Origin of the sequence: Wolbachia endosymbiont (group A) of Oxytorus armatus, from assembly GCF_964027005.1 — a bacterium.
Lineage (GTDB): Bacteria > Pseudomonadota > Alphaproteobacteria > Rickettsiales > Anaplasmataceae > Wolbachia > Wolbachia pipientis.
The window spans coordinates 928,270-944,872 of sequence record NZ_OZ034719.1; the positions used below are offsets into that span (position 1 = coordinate 928,270).

Genomic DNA, 16,603 nt, shown 5'->3' on the forward strand with positions numbered 1-16,603 from the left:
ATGGGTATGCAACATCCTATTGATAAACAAATAGGTGAAAGGATAAGGAAAAAAAGGCTAATGTGTGGTTTTAGCCAAAGAGACTTAGGAAAAAAGCTTGGAATTTCATTTCAGCATATACAAGGATATGAAACTGGAGAAGTAAGGCTTATAGTTGATAGGTTGTATAATTTGGCAGAAGCTTTGTCAGTTGATATGTCATATTTTTTTACAAAAGCCTCTGAGGATTTACATGATAAGGCCTTTCATAGTGGTGTAGGTAGCGAAGAAATATCGAGGCTAGTAAGGGAATACAGGAAAATTAAGGATGAGACGTTGCGTGATATTATTCATTCAGTGATAAAGGCTCTTACTAATAGATAGGTATAGTAGTGCTTCATAAGCAAGAATAGCCTTCTTGCGTTCTACTCCCCGCGGTACTTATGAATTTTTCCAGACTTACGAATAACACGATGGCATGGTATTAAGTAGGAAATTGGATTGTTAGCAATTGCATTTGCGGCAGCACGTATGGCCTTTGGCTTACCAATTATATGAGCAATATTGGCATAGCTTGTTGTTGTAGCTGTGGAAATCGAAATCAATGCTTGCCAGACTTTAATTTGAAAGTCTGTTCCTCTAACAAGCAAAGAAAATGATCTCTCAGGTATTTGTGTGTCAAAAATATTGCGTACAATTTTTGCCGTTGTTAGCCTATCTTCTTTCAGGTAGGCTTGTGGCCACTCTTTTTCAAGTATCTTAATAGCTGAAGTTTCAAAATCACAAAAAGAAAGGTGACAGATGCTTTGTGTTGTATAGCCTTTCTTATAATAGTCCGAATGCGATAAGATATGTGTTTATGGCTATAGCAGGCCAGTAGCATATTACGGTCTGTTCGGATTATTGTAAAAAGAGCTATAACTCCAATAAGTGCTTTTCCAAAAATAGTAGAGTGGTAACCATATAAAATATCGATAGATTCTTTATTTTTTCCAGGTGTTATAACCTGATATTTAGCCATACTTAAGAAATCAGTACTGATACAGTTTAAATTGATTTATATTAAAATTAAAGACCCCAGTTATGGATTAGAAAACAGATAAAAGTAGAATTAATAAAGAGGGAAATAGGGTAAACTCAAGTATTTTAACAATAATTTAAGAGGTTACCCATGAAGAAAGATATTACAGAACTTTACTGCTGCGTCGAGGATTTTTGTCGTGTAGTAGATGAAAATTTTGCAAATAAGTTCTTATCAAATGGCAAAAAACCAACCAGAGTACCAGAAATAGCGCACTCAGAAATGCTAACCATAATCCTGTTATACCACCAATCGCCATGTAAAAACTTCAAGGCTTTTTATCTTTGTTACCTTAAGTTACTCTATAGATCAGAATTTTCAAAGATGCCTTCATATCACAGATTTATTGCCTTAAAGCCGAGAGTTTTACGGTATTTAGCATTACTTCTTCAATGGTTCTGCGAACAAGCGAAAATGACAGGTACTTCCTACATTGACACTTCTACGATTGCCATTTGCCACAAGAAAAGGATCTCTAGGAACAAAGTTTTTGATGGTTTAGCAGAAATTGGTAAGAGCACGTATGGTTGGTTTTTTGGCTTTAAATTGCACTTGGTGATTAACGAAATTGGAGAAATTCAATCACTTACTCTAACCAAAGGTAACGTTGATACCTGTGCCAACTATAACTAAAAGACTGACAGGACTTTTGTTCGGAGATAAAGGCTATATCAAGAAGGAGCTCTTTGAGGAACTCTTCGATAGAGGTTTAAAGCTTGTCACTAAAGTGAAAAAAGGCATGAAAAACGCACTAATCTCACTAAAAGAGAAGGCTTTATTGAGAAAAAGGTCGATTATTGAGACAGTCTTTGGTTGTTTAAAAAATAAATTTGAGCTTGAACATACACGGCACAGATCGCCAATAAATTTTCTGGTACATATTTTTTCTACATTAATTTCATATTCCATGCAGTCAAAAAAGCCTTCTATTTCTAAGCCTTACTGTGTTGGTTAATCCATAACTGGGGTTTTTAAAGATAGGCTGCTTTCCTGTTTGTAGTGACAGTAATTCAAAACTCCTTGGTTCTACCATTACACATCTGTTTAGCCATATTGTTTGTTGTTTCATATCACCTCTTGATTGGCCGTAACGTCAGAATCAAAACTTAAGCCCAGTTCACTTGCACGTCTTTGATCTTCAGCAATTTCCTGCTCAATTTCTTCTACATCGTAACCCATTTCTGATACTACTTCTGATCGACTCTTAAATCCATTTCTTACTGCCATTTGCTGTGCTTGCTGATCTTTTAGCGGATCGACCCAATCAAATCCCTGTGGTATCCATTTTACTTCTTTTTTTGCTCCTTCTTTTCCCTTTGTCCATTCTTCACCTATGTCTAGTTCTCCAGAAAGTAGTGCTAACTCTAACCATCTATCCCATACAGGAGGGCAAAACTGAAATACCATTATGTTATGCTGTAACATTGTACATCTCCTACGAAACTCTATTAATCCTGCTCTGATTGATGAATAATTAACGCCACTTAGATCCCCAGTTAGTTGCTCATATGTTATCCCTGTACCTATTGCTATTGCTCTCAGCTGCTGTCTCATGAATGCTTCATAACTTCCTCCAACATCCGATGGTTCTGAAAATTTTATATCTTCTCCTGGGTCTAAAAGCTGCATTGTTCCAGGCTCTAAACCAGATAGTGCTACTCCTTGCTCATTACTTTCACCTTCTCCTAAAATATTTGCTTCTGGATCGAGTCTCGTAATAAATCCTGCAAACATCGCCGCTGTCTTTTTTCTCACTAGCTCTGCATCATCGTATTGATCAAGCTCATAGAGCTTTAGCAGTATATTAGAAAGCCATGGCTCTCCCCTAATTTGCCCAGGTCTTAGTGGTCTATAGATATGTAAAACATCGTTTGCTGGTACTCTTACTGATTCTCCAAACGTACTTTCACCAGGGTGTTCTTTAAATAGGTAGTATGCTTCCCTTTGCCCAAGTCTATTGAACTCAATCCCGTTTCTTATTACATTACCATTTGCTAAAGTTTGATTTGTTTTATTATCTAAGTGTTCAGATTCAAGCACTTGTAATTGCAACGGTACACACAGACCATCTCCAGGTTTTCTTGTTCTTAACCGTATGAAACATTCCCCGCCTTCTATCATGCTCCTACAAACCAGTGCTTGCAGTCCATAAAAATCATTTACTCCACTACTGTCTGCTTCATCTGTCCATCTCAGCCATAACTCTTGCACTCTTTTCCGAAACTCTGGATCTTTAGCTTTTGATTGCGGTTTTATTCCTGTTCCAATCGAGTTACTTACTATTGTATCAATGATATTTGCTGCATATGGATTTTTTCTTACCATATCACGAGAGCGGCTACGCAAGTGCTCAAGGCTTTGAGAGAGTAAATTATTTATGCTTCCCGTTTCTCCTTGCCAATACATTACCCTTCTTCCTGAGCCAGATGCATCCCAGGCTGAGCTTTTGATTTTTGGCTTGCTAAATAGTTGTTTGAATGATTTTAGTAACATTACAAAACTCCCTTGTTAGTAGCAAAAATAATTTTCCTCTTCGGCTTCATTCCAACAATCTTTAGTTCAGCCTTAATACGTTGTCTTAAGCTTAGTAAATCATTTATATCTACTTCTGCATATCTTACCACATGGTCACCATATGCAATTGATACCACTCGCTCTCCGTTTTGCAGCTTCTTTATCGCTTCTTCAATTTGAACTAAATACTCTTCGTTATACATTTACTACTTGCTGATCCACTTACTTTTCACTATTTTCTTTGATTTTTTACTTTCTGGTTTTTCACTTAAACTATTCCATTTACTCTCTGGCCATCTGTCTACTCCCAGTGCTATTGATGCTGCTCTTGCGTAAATTCGGCAATCTAATACTTCATTTCTTTCTCTTACTTTTTGCCACTCTTGTTTGGTGTATCCTTTTACTACCTTGCTGACTAATTGCTCTGCCGTTAGCTGCTTAAAATACTCAGGTACATACTCGGGAAAATGACAATACCCTGCTGGCACTTTCTCTTCTTCTTTTAAAACATTAAGTAATTGAAAAAGTTCTGACTTTAATATCGATACTCCTACTGGCCATAGCTTTATTCCTCTTTTCAGCTTTTGCCCACCAACTGTTATATCTACTCTGCTTGGACTGCTAAGTGGTACTAGAGCTTTATTTACACCTTTGACTGCCATTACTCTTCCACAGCCTTGATGACCTCTTACCCAATTGTATACTTCTTGCGTTGCATATCCAGCATCTACTGCCATCATACTTATCATATATTCAAGCCCATTTTCACCGATAAAATGATGATTGAGGAGCTCCGAAAGCTTTTTCCATACTTCTCCACCTCCTGTATCTCCTTCAAATACTCGGTAGTCTATTGACCAATTTTCACGACTTTTTCCCCATGCTACAACTTCTACTTCTAAACGATCTTTTTGGACATCTACTCCTGCAGTAAGTACCACTTCTCTCCTTGGTACTGTGCCAATCTGAAAAAATTCTCTTCGGTTAAATAATTGCTTCCAGTCTGGTACTTCTCCTTTATCTACCCAAGTTTCTCCAAGTGTGGTATTTATCCAAACTTTCAGTAATTGTTCACTTTCTTTTGCATGCAGAAAATCTTCTACTGCTTGTTGCCAACTATACCAGCCAACTGGACTATAAAGACTTGAAAGATGAAATCCTTTTTTCTCACCTTTTACTCTATTAGTAGGCCTCCATTCTCCACGTTCAAGCATCTCTGTCTTTTGATGATTTTCTATCTTTTTACCACATTCTATACATATATAGTGTGCTGTATTTGGATTTTTATCTTCCCATTTTATTTGTGACCATTTTAATATTTGGTAATAATTACAATACGGACATGGAACAAAAAAATATCTCTCATCTGTTGCTTCAAATTCCTTCTCAATTCTGCTTATTCCATGAATCGTTGGTGTTGACACTAAAAAAATCTTTCGCCGTGCAAATGTATTAGTTCGAGCAATACTAAGCAGTACTGGATCTCCTTCTCCTCCTGAATCTCCTGGATACGCATCAATCTCATCAAGAAAGAGATACTTTACTGGCATAGATCGGAGGCCTACACTGCTGTTTGCTCCAGTTATTACTACTATTCCACCTGGAAATTCCTTACTTTGTACAGTATTCCCTGAATCTCTTGATCTTGGGTCTTTTACTTTACTTTTTAAACATGGTGTACTCTCTATTAACGGTGCAAATCTTCCCTTCGACCAACGTTTTCCCATTTCAACTGTTGGCTGTACTACCAGCATTGGACCTGGTGTCTGGTCTATGATATAGCCAATCCAATTGTTACCAGCTTCTGTTCCTCCAATCTGCGCCCCTTTCATGAATACTACTTTTTCTGCAGGTGAAGAAGGAGATAGTGAATCCATGATTTCTTTTAAATAAGGAGTTCTTTCTGTTCTCCATTTACCTGGCTCTGATGCTGCAGTTGGCGCTAAAACTCGATACTCATTCGCCCACTCTGATACTTTAAGTTGCGGGTCTGGTCTTAAACCTTCAGAAAAAGCTCTAGCGTATATCATTATCTGCATCTACTCATAACTGGTTCTATCTCAACATCATTAACAGTAGAACTACACTCTTCCAATTCCATAAACATCTTTTTCTGAAACTCCTTTTCTATATATCTTTTGCTCATCTCACTTATCATTATTGCTATAACAAGCGCAAATACCCCTGTTATTGTTGCAAAAATGATTGCACTGCTTATTGTTGTTGTTATCAACCCTATATATACTGCTACTGCTATTGCGCTGACTGTAGTATAGATGCAGATAATATTATTATGTTTTTTCATCCTTTTATCTGCTATTTCTCTCTGTGCTACATATTTATTATGAAGGGTTGGAAAATTAACAACGGTATCTTTGCAGAGCAATGACCCATTTTTTTCAGTAAACAAAACTTTAAATAACTCTAAATTGTTTGATTTGATTGCTAAATGTAAAACAGGTGTATAATTTGCTCCTTTTTTCAGCAATAACTTTACTACATGTAAATGCCCTTTTTCTGCAGCAAGGTAAATCGGTGATAGACCTTTATTATTTGAAATATCAATATCAATTTCTTCTTTTAAGATAGACTCTACAAGCTCAATTTCTCCTTTTTGTGCAGCTAAATGTAGTAGACTATTCTTTTCAGAACCGTATTTATTACTTATCAAAGCCTTTTTTATCTCAGGTCTATTTTTAGCGTAATCAAATGGTGTCTTGCCGCTATCGTCTTTTACCAGAGGGTCTATATCTTCTCGCGTTAGTAAAACTTCTATTGTTTTAAGTCTTTCAGCGTAATGTAGTGGTGTTTTATTTTCGTAGTCTTGCAAATTGACTTGAGCATTAGGCTCCTTTATTAAGCATTTGAGAATATCAAGACATAAGTCTCTTTCATCGTAATTAGTATTACTTACAGCTATATGAACAGGTGACAATTTCATTGAGTTTTGTCCTATGCGCGCGCTATTTACATCTGCTCCAAGCTTCAGCAGTAACTTTATAGCCTTTCTTATAATAGTCCGAATGCGATAAGATATGTGTTTATGGCTATAGCAGGCCAGTAGCATATTACGGTCTGTTCGGATTATTGTAAAAAGAGCTATACTATCTCCAATTTTTTGTTATTAACTGCATAGTGCATTGGTGTCTGATTCCGTGCATCAAAGACATCAATTTCAGCATTTCCTTCTTCTACTAAAATTTTGACAACATTTCCATGTCCTATGCCTGCTGCTAGATGTAATGGAGTATGATGCAGAGCATTTCGTGCATTAACGTCAATACCTTTTCTGATCAAATATCTAACTGCATTAACTTCACCTATCATTGCGGCCAAATGAAGTAAGCTATCTTGTTCTGACCCGTATTTGTTATTAATTAGCGCTTGTAATATTTCTGCTTTTTTCCCTTCTTTAGCATAGTCAAGAGATGTTTTACCATCATTATCTTCTACGAAAGGATTAATGTTCTTCTTCGTGAGTAGCAGATCTACCATGCTTAATTCGTCAAATTCTATAGCGCAATGTAGTGGGGTTTTTCCATTTAATCCTCTAACATTAACATCTAATCCAGGTTGATTAATGAGACACTTTATTAACTCCAAACTTAAGTTATCAGCCATTTTATATTCAAAATCTTTTTTATATTTGAAATTTAGTATTAGATAATTCTTGGAGTGAGTTTGTAATCTCTTCAGTTAGTACCATATGAATCTTTTCAGTGTCACTCAGTGATGCAAGCAGCGCTGAAACTCTATTTGGAATATTAAGTAAATTATTACGAACAACTCTTGCTACGTTAAATGCTTCAGTTTTTACCTCTTCAATTGACACAAATTTGCCTATTTCAGCTTTCACTTTAGCTTCCAAAAGTTTACCACGCTCGGTTTCATTTTTTATTCGCGTTTTTAGCAATATCGTTGAAAGTGTTTCTCCGCGCTCTTTTCTCCTCAGTGGTTGACTTGGATCTCTTATTGCTGCTACCGCTTCATTTGCTTGTTCTCGGTCAATAAGTCCATCTTCCAGCTCAACTATTCCTTTTTTTACTAAAGAACAGACATATTGCCTCGAAAATCCTTTTTCCCTTGCCCACTCTGCTTGCGTAATTCTCACCTTTTTTTCTCCTTTTTAGCACTGCTCAGCTATAATTTCGTAAGTAGTTAACATTTGAAATATCTCTGACGCTAAAGAAGGCCTGGGGTCAGGACCACCAAACCCGCCAGCATGGCCGGAAGGACCCACTTTCTATGGTGTTTTTAATATATTAAAATCTTTGCTAAAATTCATAACATAGAACATTAAAGCTAAAGAGTCCGCTTCATTATCATCCATTGGACAAAAACCCTTTTCCTGTACTGCCTCAATGACATCAGCTTTACTTGCATTACCCTTGCCAGTTATAAAACGTTTAATAGTCTTAACCGAAACACCTTGATAGGAAATATTGCTTTCCTCACACCAAGCAGAAAGGTGTGCTAAAAACCCTCCATAGATATGTGCAGCATCAGTTCCTAGATGTCTTCTCACTTCTTCAAAGTACACAACTTCAATACCTGGAAATTTATACTTAAGTGCATTAAGCCAATTACGAAAGTTTAAAAACTGCACTCCACCACCACTAAACCTGCTAACATGAAAACTCTTACTTCCACTTTGTACTATTCCATCATGTAAAATAGTCCAACCAGTTTGTTTACCAAGATCTAGTGTAAGCATTCCCCTTTCAATCGTCAGGTACATATATATACAAGATTTGAAAAAATTACGTCCAAAAAATCTTTAATTTTCGAAATTTAACAACTAAAAACTAACATGAAAACTCTTTTACAGCAGTTTGTTTGCCAAGATCCAATGAGCTTTCAATTGTTGTATACGTATATATACAAGATTTGGAAAATTTTTGTCCAAAAAATCTTCAATTTTTGAAAAATTTTTTATAATTCTTGAATTTGAAAACCTTACTTATCCTAAACATGATTTTTCTACTTCTAGAGGTTTTTTATTATTCTACTTTTATATTTTATATGTTTTTATATATGTGTATATTTTTATATATGTATAATATATATATATTATACATATATATTATATATAAGGGTTTCAGGAAGCTAGAATCCTCCATATTGGCGGACTTCAGATATGCCGTTCCTAGGAACGGTTTTAGGAACGCATGGTGAAAACCCGCCATACAGGCTAGTTCTAGATTCCTAATTCCTGATTTAGGAAGCCAGTAATTAGGAACGGAACTTAAGGTTATAGAGAGCATACTTTTCAACTATTTTCCTCTTAAAAATTTAAGCTATTCTTTTAATAGCGAAATCCACATTTTTAGCTCTTTAGGTGATATTGAATTTCAAAATATGAAATTCTTATATATTTTTAATATAACTTTAGGAAGCCTGAGCTACCCATTCTTAAAAATATTGAAATCCATTCAAAATAGGTTCCAAAAACCTGAATTGTATTATTTTAAATTGTATAAGTATTATTCTCAAAAAAAAATAACAGAATATCAATAGATTAAAAATCGCATCAGTATTATTTATTTTTGCTCCTGTCCTACATAACAGCATTAATAACTCTCATCCTTAAAAGCATCAATTTGTTTTTAAGGAAAGTTATGAAATTACAAAACTACCATATAGTTATTAAAAATGTAAAATATCAAGCTTATAGACTGAAACTTGCTAAGTGCTTTATTAATGAAGCTCACGAAGATCTTGAGCAAGAACTCTTCTGTGAAATTTGGCCATGTCTTGATCAGTATAATGAAGATAAAAGTAGCTTTAACACTTTTGTAGCAAGACTAACTGAAAACAAAGCTATTAACTTGCTAAAGAAACAGCGATGTGCAAAACGCGATATCAATAACTATATTAGTATCGATGTAACAGAGCTACTTGAGAGTGAAATAACAAAACGCATTGATGTAGACTATATGATCTCGGTTTTACCAAAGGAATGGCAAAATATATGTGAGCAACTTAAGTTTTTCAACTTACATGAAGTTGCCAAAATGAACAACGTTTCAAGAACCACTTTAAACAATATTATCAAGAAGATACGTGCCAAACTTTCTCCTATTTACTACGAAGGCAAAAAGAAAAATTGAACAAAATTTTTGCCTTTCTTGTATATATACATTGCAGCATGGATAAATAATGATTCTTAAAATTTTGAATAATAATGAAAGATTGCAAACAATATCAAGTGTAAAGATGGTCATCTTTGGTCCTTATGGTATTGGTAAAACAAGTCTACTAAAGACTATAGATGAACCAACACTTTGCCTTGATTTTGAAGCAGGGCTTCTTGCCGTTCAAGACTGGCAAGGAGATTCAATTAGTCTTCGCACTTGGAATGAAGCTAGAGATATTGCTTGTCTTATAGGGGGGTCTAATCCTGCGCTGAAGTCTGATCAAGCATATAGCCAAAGACACCATGAACATGTATCTGGTAAGTACAAAGATCTTTTCTCTGAGTTTTCTAAATACCGATGCATCTTTGTAGATAGTATAACCGTTGCTTCACGTTTATGTCTATTATGGGCAAAAATGCAACCTGAAGCTTTTTCTGAGAGATCGGGAAAGCAGGATATGAGAGCTGCGTATGGATTACTTGCTCAAGAAATGATGGCTTGGCTCAATCAATTTCAACACATCAGAGACAAAGACATCATCATAGTTGGCACTTTAGGTCAATATCTCGATGACTTCAATCGTCCAATTTGGTTACCTCAATGCGAAGGAACTAAAACTGCTAGTGAAATTCCTGGGATAGTTGACGAAGTAATCAGTATGGTTGGAATCAAGAAAGATGATGGAACGGAGAAGCGCTCTTTTGTTTGCCACACTTTAAACCCTTGGGGATACCCAGCTAAAGACCGCAGTGGACGCCTGAGTATGGTTGAAGAACCGCATTTAGGCAAGCTGCTTACAAAGATTAAAAGCAAGTTTTAAAATTTAAACATGGAGAGTGATATATGTTACAAAACCTATTAACTGATTTTAACACTGTAAAACCGCAAAGTAGACTGATACCAAAAGGTACAATAGTAAAGGTAAAAATGACAATCAAGCCTGGAGGTTATGAGCATTGGTTTACTAAAAGCCCCACTACCGGTAGCATTTATTTAAATACAGAATTTACCGTTATTGAAGGTCTATATGAAAAGCACAAGATTTACCAAATAATTGGTATTAAAAGTAATAAAGCAGAAGATACTTGGGGAGAAATGGGTCGCTCTATGCTTCGCAGTATCTTGGAATCAGCACGTGACATTCATCCACATGATAACTCAGAAGGTGCAATCCTTGCTCGTAAGCTAAATTCAGTTGCAGAATTAAATGGGTTAGAGTTTACAGTAAAGGTAGGTGTTATAACTGATGAATATGGAGAAAAGAACAAAATTGCTTCAATAGTTACTCCGGAATACCGTAAAAATTATGAAATTGACAGAGTACCATTTTGAAGTACGACGAGGAAAAGCTTTGGTCTGCTGTCGTTACTAGAGGTATTCAGGACGCAGTAGGAAAAAACCCAAAGCTAAGAGAAGAAGCAATTCATTGGCTGAATTCAAAATCTTTTGAAACTGTTTGCGAGCTAGCTAATCTCAACTTTAAACGTATAAAAAATATGTATGGGAATTTTATGTCTAAAAAGCAAAAAGAGTTAAAGATGTTATTGATTGATAATATCAAGGAGTGTGTTTCTTACCTACTTCCAAATGGTGAGTTTTACCGAGATAAAACTTATATTGGAGACTTAAATGGAAATACAATTACAGTTAAAATAGTAGGTAAGGAAGCTGGTGATTGGCGTAATTTTACTGAAGGTACTAGCGGTGATATTATTGATCTTTGGGTTTTAATTAAAGGTGATATATATTCTGCTAGGAAATGGCTCAATAAAAAATCAAAGAGTGGAGAAAAAAAGGGGGGAAAAAGAGAAGAAAAAATATTTTCTGTAAAGCAGTACTTAAGTGATCAATCACCAATACCAGAAGACATAATAGCTCCACGAATTCTCACTCCAGGTGGTCTTTTAGTCATTGGTGGTACGCCAAAGGTTGGCAAAAGTTATTTTCTTCTCTCTTTGCTTGCACATCTTGCAGCAGGAGTGTCGTTTCTTAAGATGAAATCAGCAAGGCCACTAAAAATAATCTATCTGCAAAATGAGATGGAGTACAATTACATCAGGGAACGAATACAACAAATCATAACCAATCAAAGGCTGCCAAATCTAGCAGAAGAAAACTTGATTGTTACTACAAAGATGAGATTAACTTTAAACGATGAAGGTATAGAGAGAATAAAAGAGATCATAGGAGAAAAATTTAAAACAATAGACCTTATCGTCTTGGATTCTCTTGACTATGAAAATATGTTTTCTGGCCTGCAAAGCAGAGTAGAAAAACTACGTTCTATAATTAATCCTATGGCTGGAATCATTATTACACGTCACACCAGAAAAGTATCGACAGCTACACTCGCAAAAAGCCCTTTTCAAGCTTTAATTGGTGCTAATGCTTTAAGAAGCTTTTATACATCTGGTATTGTAATGTTTCAACCAAGTAAACGTGCAAATGTCTTGCAAGTAGTATATGAACTAAGAAACGGTAAATCAATACCAGCAAAATTCATTAGCAGGGTAAATGGGCGTTGGCAGAATTCTAAAATTATAGCTACGGCTTAACTTGTCCGCAAAAAACGGATACTATGGTAGAGCTAAAGACTCAGCTTTTGCAAAATATCAGATCTTGTCTTTTTCATCTACTACCAAGAGGGACATTTCGTGGTGATAAGTTTTATGTAGGTGATGTACAGGGTAACAAAGGCAAAAGTACTGTAATAGAATTAACAGGCGAAAGAGCTGGATTATGGAAAGATTTTGCAACAGGAGAAGGCGGTGACATTATTGACCTTTGGGCAACGGTACATGGGAAAAATGCCAAAATAGAATTTCCTGAAGTAATGGCTTCAATAAGTGAATGGCTTGGTCTTAAGAAACAAAACAATATCAGAAATCTAGAACAATATCTGACTTGTAGTTGGAATTACTACGATGAAAATAACCAATTGATTGTAATAGTCTATCGTTATGATCCTCCTTTAGAGAAAAAACAGTTTAAACCATTTGATGTTAAAAAACAAAGATTCAAAGAGCCAGAGATAAGACCTCTCTATAATATTCTAGGTATTTTAAAGTCCGATAAGGTTATTCTGGTTGAAGGAGAAAAATGCGCAGAAGCACTTATAGAGAAAGGAATAACTGCAACAACAGCAATGTTTGGAGCAAATGCTACCCTTGATAAAACAGATTGGACTCCGCTAAAAGGTAAACATATTATCATTTGGCCGGACAATGATGAAGCAGGTAATAAATATGCCAAAAACGCTGAAAAGAAGCTTTTAGAACTTGGTGTTGCATCACTTGCTACGCTTAAGATTCCACCGAATAAACCAAGGAGTTGGGATGCTGCTGATTGTCTGTTAGAGGGAATAAATGTTTCGGAATTTATTGAAAAAAACTCAAGAAAAATAATTATTAAACCACCACTTGATATTTTCAGCTGGAGTGTAGAGCGTTTTGTAGGTCCAGTACCAAAGCAAAGATTCTTGGTTGAAGGATTATTTCCTTTGGGTGTAACCTCCATTTTGGCTGCAATGGGAGATACAGGCAAAGGTATGCTTCTTCTTGACCTAGCCCTCAAGGTTGCAAGTAGCATAGACCAGGTGTGTGGATTTGGCCCACCTGTTACTGAACATGGGTCTGTGGTGGTATTTTCCGCAGAGGATGATACAAATGAAATACATCGTCGCTTAGAACGACTTGATCCAAAATGTGAGAGATTAAAATATAAAGATAGGCTATTTATTGTACCATTGCCAAATATAGGAGGATCATTTACCATACTTAAGAATGTTCGCGGTAAAGTTGTAGAAATATCTCCAGAATTTGAGTTGGTAATGAAGCAGCTGAGCAGAATAAAGGATTTAAAGCTCATTATATTTGATCCCCTTGCTTCTTTCATTCATGCAGATTTAAATGCTGACCCAGCAGTAGGGGATTATCTCATGTGTTTATTATCTGATTTAGCATGTAGCACTGGAGCTTCAATAATTACTGCACATCATATGAGAAAGCTGAAGGGAGAAAAGCCTATATCAACAGTAGAGCAAGCACGAGATGCTATTCGAGGTACTTCTGCTCTCGTAAATGGAGTCAGGTGTTCTTTTGCTTTTTTGCCTGTTGAAGATATGACTAAACCAATGATTTTTAGGTCAATTGGAAAAATCCCAAGACAAAATGCACTATTTTATGGAGCTGTTGTTAAGGCAAATGGCCTGGCTGATCGTACCATACGCACTTACCTAAGAAATGAAGAAACAGGGCTATTGGAAGACATTACTGAACAATTAAAAGCTCAAAATATTAGCGATAAAGATCTTAAAATATATCTTATTGATTCAATTGCGCGAGCTGCTATTTCAGGACATCCATTTACTCATACAGGAAGTGCAGGAATACATAAACAACGACATAGATTGCCTGAAGTTTTTCATAGTATGGGAAGGGATAGACTAGAGCGTATAGTGCAAGAGCTTTTACAAGCAAAGCAAATAGTTAAAGGAATGGCTAATGGTTCAAAAGAAGATAAATGGCTTGATGTAAAAACAGGACCATTTGCACGTGGAGTTGGAAAATTTACTCATGGAGCTGAAAATTTTTAAAATCAGGAAATTCTATTTTTTTATAGTCAAAGTAAAAGGGTTAATACGATAACCATATGATGATCTTTGCCAACCAAGGGTTTGTATTACATCATCACGTTCAATACTTAATCCTAATTTCTCAGCAAGTGTAGATTTGATTGTTCTTTGCATCTTATTTAATGGCTTTCTGATTTGTTGTTCTAAATCTGCTTCTAAACTAAGTCCCAAGAGTTTTTCTAACTGATTAATATTGAGAAGTGTATGTTTTTCAGGTGGTAATTCTTTCTCACAGTCATGTAAAAATTGCCTAAATAATATTCGAAAAATATTAAGACATGATGCAGCTTTTTTATTTATAACTTCAATACTATTAACATATACCATACCTTTAACTACCTGTAACTCCAAAAGCTTTGTTGGTATAATTGGTTCAACACGTTTAAGCGAAATATATGAAGCTGGTAAAACTTGCAAAGAAGTATTTTCTACTACCTTTGCTACTCCTCTTTTAGCTGCCTCTCGGAATATCTCAGTTACAGTCTTAAGCTGACAAAACAGTTTCACCATTGGCACTACATATAGATTCAGTAATAGATTTGGTATATCTTTTTTTAGAGTGATGAGAACTGTAGGGTGGACTCTAAGTTTATCTATAGTTAAAAATATCGCATCAGTACAAAAATCAAGGATTATTAGATTTACAATACGACCTTGATTACAAATATAATAAACTCCTTTTTCCACTTTTTCCCACATAAGTTTTGAATCATTCAACTTTGTTTCAAACCAGTCTATGACCTTTTCTGTATTTAAGTATATGGATAAGAGATGAAATCTCTGTTTTTGATAAGTATTAGGCAGAATATGACGAGAACAGTTTTCACAAATAGCGTCATCACATGCTTCATCAAAGTCTGAATCGATAAAAATCTCATTGCTACAACTTGAATCAATTACATTTGGCCAATCAAGATGATCTTCTTCACGAGAGCAAACAATATAATACCTTTCTTGCATTTTTATCAATCCAAGATCGAATAAGTATCTTGCTGCTTTAATATGATTTTGGCTTGGATTAATCCAGGAACCATTTGAACTTAAAAGATCAGCAATTTGCTCGTGAAAGAATTTTAAGACCATAAGATTGTTCCATATGTTTCTTCAGGTCCTCTCTTTCTTTTTTATTGAGTGGATGCTCTGAATAATAAACTTCCCCACTTATTTTGAAAGAAAATGTTACCTTTTTGTTTTGGAACATTACTTTAGCTGATTGAATAGATTGTAGTATGTTGCCAATAGCTGGCTTTAAAATATGTAACTCTGGTGCAATAGGATCATACGGTTTTACACTTAAAGTAAGATATGTATTACTATTTTTAAAATAATCTGACTTAAAATTTAACTCAAATATACAAATGTCAGAGTCAGAACCATCTATACATGCTTGAAGAAATTTGTGCACTTGTAGTGGAAAGTTCTTATCTTGTATATTTACAAAAGTACATTCGCAGTCAAAATACCCACTTACAATGCTATTTGCTATTTCCACAGCTTTATTAGTATTTTTAGCACAGAGATTAACCTGAGTGCCATCAAGAGAGAAATCTAAAATCATCCACTCAGGTTTATGACCATGAACAACTTTGTTTGAATTAAGCAGTAAATCCATGTCACTTCCTCGACGTACAAACATATATATTCGATCTTGATGATGGAAAAAACCCTGCAACTGGTCATCATCCTTAAGTATCTGCTCTACAGCTTCTTGTGACATAAACTCTTTAAATGAAGTGTTTATTTGTCTTGGTGATTTCTGTAGAGCAAATGATATGAAACCTTTCTTTTGTACTTTATCAAAATGATAGACAGATTTTAGAAATTCACAATTTATGTGAAATAGTAAAAACAACAAGGATCTTTTATCATACTTGGTATTATTTTTTATCAGATACGATCTCATTAACTTCTCAGTCAGAGCAAATCTTGCTACTTCACTGACTGTAGCCTCAAGTTTTGTACGATCAAAGTGGCTAATGAGATAATAGTTAAAAAGAGAGTCAGAGTAACTGGCAAGTATCTTACGTTTTTGTTGAGTGGATCTATCATCGTAGTCTCCGTCTTGAAAAAGTTGTCCATTTAAATGATTTTTAAAGCAATGCTGAAAAATAATGCTCAGTTGTTTACCAGAAAGGGAATCTAACCAAGACTGACGTATATTAGAATCCTGAAAACGATCTAATAAAAGGTTAACAGGAACTTCTAAATCGCTTTCCCAAAATTCATGGCTCGGATGAACATTCATATTACATAAAATAA

Annotated in this window: 15 protein-coding genes and 3 pseudogenes; 7 read left to right on the forward strand and 11 right to left on the reverse strand. The window is 35.2% G+C overall.

What is annotated here, in order from left to right; genetic code table 11:
- Positions 1-6: 6 nt before the first annotated feature.
- Positions 7-363 (forward strand): helix-turn-helix transcriptional regulator, encoded by a 357-nt coding sequence (locus AAGD79_RS04620; RefSeq protein ID WP_341811196.1) that lies wholly within the window; start codon positions 7-9, stop codon positions 361-363.
- A 41-nt stretch (positions 364-404) separates the two neighbouring features.
- Here AAGD79_RS04620 and AAGD79_RS07005 read toward each other — a convergent pair whose 3' ends face one another.
- Together AAGD79_RS07005 and AAGD79_RS04625 are read right to left on the reverse strand one after the other, a co-directional pair.
- Entirely contained in the window at positions 405-629 is a 225-nt protein-coding gene (locus AAGD79_RS07005) for a methylated-DNA--[protein]-cysteine S-methyltransferase (protein WP_410541827.1), read from the reverse strand.
- 74 nt (positions 630-703) lie between these two features.
- Positions 704-862, reverse strand: a complete 159-nt coding sequence (locus AAGD79_RS04625; RefSeq protein ID WP_338481659.1) for a hypothetical protein — start codon at positions 860-862, stop codon at positions 704-706.
- A 288-nt stretch (positions 863-1,150) separates the two neighbouring features.
- Here AAGD79_RS04625 and AAGD79_RS04630 point away from each other — a divergent pair.
- A pseudogene (locus tag AAGD79_RS04630) lies at positions 1,151-2,015 on the forward strand (IS982 family transposase).
- 110 nt (positions 2,016-2,125) lie between these two features.
- Here AAGD79_RS04630 and AAGD79_RS04635 read toward each other — a convergent pair.
- The 7 genes and pseudogenes from AAGD79_RS04635 to AAGD79_RS04665 form a co-directional block, all read right to left on the reverse strand.
- Positions 2,126-3,553 carry a phage portal protein gene (locus AAGD79_RS04635; RefSeq protein WP_341811197.1) on the reverse strand — a complete coding sequence of 476 codons (1,428 nt, stop codon included), beginning with the start codon at positions 3,551-3,553 and terminating at the stop codon, positions 2,126-2,128.
- On the reverse strand, positions 3,553-3,777 hold the full coding sequence (locus tag AAGD79_RS04640) for a gpW family head-tail joining protein (protein ID WP_187297528.1): 225 nt from the start codon (positions 3,775-3,777) through the stop codon (positions 3,553-3,555). Before AAGD79_RS04640 ends, AAGD79_RS04635 begins: the two co-directional genes overlap by 1 nt.
- Before the next feature lie 3 nt (positions 3,778-3,780).
- Positions 3,781-5,604 (reverse strand): phage terminase large subunit family protein, encoded by a 1,824-nt coding sequence (locus AAGD79_RS04645; RefSeq protein WP_341811642.1) that lies wholly within the window; start codon positions 5,602-5,604, stop codon positions 3,781-3,783.
- Positions 5,604-6,572 (reverse strand): annotated as a pseudogene (locus AAGD79_RS04650) (ankyrin repeat domain-containing protein); the annotation flags it as partial. The gene AAGD79_RS04645 and the pseudogene AAGD79_RS04650, both read right to left, overlap by 1 nt.
- 104 nt (positions 6,573-6,676) lie before the next feature.
- Positions 6,677-7,195 (reverse strand): annotated as a pseudogene (locus AAGD79_RS04655) (ankyrin repeat domain-containing protein); the annotation flags it as partial.
- Positions 7,196-7,214: 19 nt separating this feature from the next.
- On the reverse strand, positions 7,215-7,685 hold the full coding sequence (locus AAGD79_RS04660) for a hypothetical protein (protein WP_007549853.1): 471 nt from the start codon (positions 7,683-7,685) through the stop codon (positions 7,215-7,217).
- Between the two features lie 132 nt (positions 7,686-7,817).
- Positions 7,818-8,288 carry a Holliday junction resolvase gene (locus AAGD79_RS04665; protein WP_264376320.1) on the reverse strand — a complete coding sequence of 157 codons (471 nt, stop codon included), beginning with the start codon at positions 8,286-8,288 and terminating at the stop codon, positions 7,818-7,820.
- A 904-nt stretch (positions 8,289-9,192) separates the two neighbouring features.
- On the opposite strand from AAGD79_RS04665, the gene AAGD79_RS04670 reads away from it, so the two are divergent.
- Genes AAGD79_RS04670 through AAGD79_RS04690 form a run of 5 tightly spaced genes read left to right on the forward strand, consistent with a single transcriptional unit; the run spans position 9,193 to position 14,305 of the window.
- Entirely contained in the window at positions 9,193-9,684 is a 492-nt protein-coding gene (locus AAGD79_RS04670; protein ID WP_264376794.1) for a sigma-70 family RNA polymerase sigma factor, read from the forward strand.
- 49 nt (positions 9,685-9,733) lie between these two features.
- The gene (locus tag AAGD79_RS04675) at positions 9,734-10,531 is read left to right on the forward strand and encodes an ATP-binding protein (RefSeq protein ID WP_174516721.1); all 798 of its coding nucleotides are present in this window, start codon (positions 9,734-9,736) and stop codon (positions 10,529-10,531) included.
- A gap of 23 nt (positions 10,532-10,554) precedes the next feature.
- Entirely contained in the window at positions 10,555-11,043 is a 489-nt protein-coding gene (locus tag AAGD79_RS04680) for a hypothetical protein (RefSeq protein WP_006012339.1), read from the forward strand.
- The gene (locus AAGD79_RS04685; protein ID WP_341811198.1) at positions 11,040-12,266 is read left to right on the forward strand and encodes an AAA family ATPase; all 1,227 of its coding nucleotides are present in this window, start codon (positions 11,040-11,042) and stop codon (positions 12,264-12,266) included. Before AAGD79_RS04680 ends, AAGD79_RS04685 begins: the two co-directional genes overlap by 4 nt.
- Positions 12,267-12,289: 23 nt before the next feature.
- Entirely contained in the window at positions 12,290-14,305 is a 2,016-nt protein-coding gene (locus tag AAGD79_RS04690) for an AAA family ATPase (RefSeq protein WP_341811199.1), read from the forward strand.
- 12 nt (positions 14,306-14,317) lie between these two features.
- On the opposite strand, the gene AAGD79_RS04695 is transcribed toward AAGD79_RS04690, so the two are convergent.
- Both AAGD79_RS04695 and AAGD79_RS04700 read right to left on the reverse strand, forming a co-directional pair.
- Complete coding sequence (locus AAGD79_RS04695; RefSeq protein WP_264376326.1) at positions 14,318-15,427, reverse strand: hypothetical protein; 1,110 nt, start codon at positions 15,425-15,427, stop codon at positions 14,318-14,320.
- Positions 15,393-16,589 (reverse strand): hypothetical protein, encoded by a 1,197-nt coding sequence (locus AAGD79_RS04700; protein ID WP_264376327.1) that lies wholly within the window; start codon positions 16,587-16,589, stop codon positions 15,393-15,395. Before AAGD79_RS04700 ends, AAGD79_RS04695 begins: the two co-directional genes overlap by 35 nt.
- Positions 16,590-16,603 lie beyond the last annotated feature (14 nt).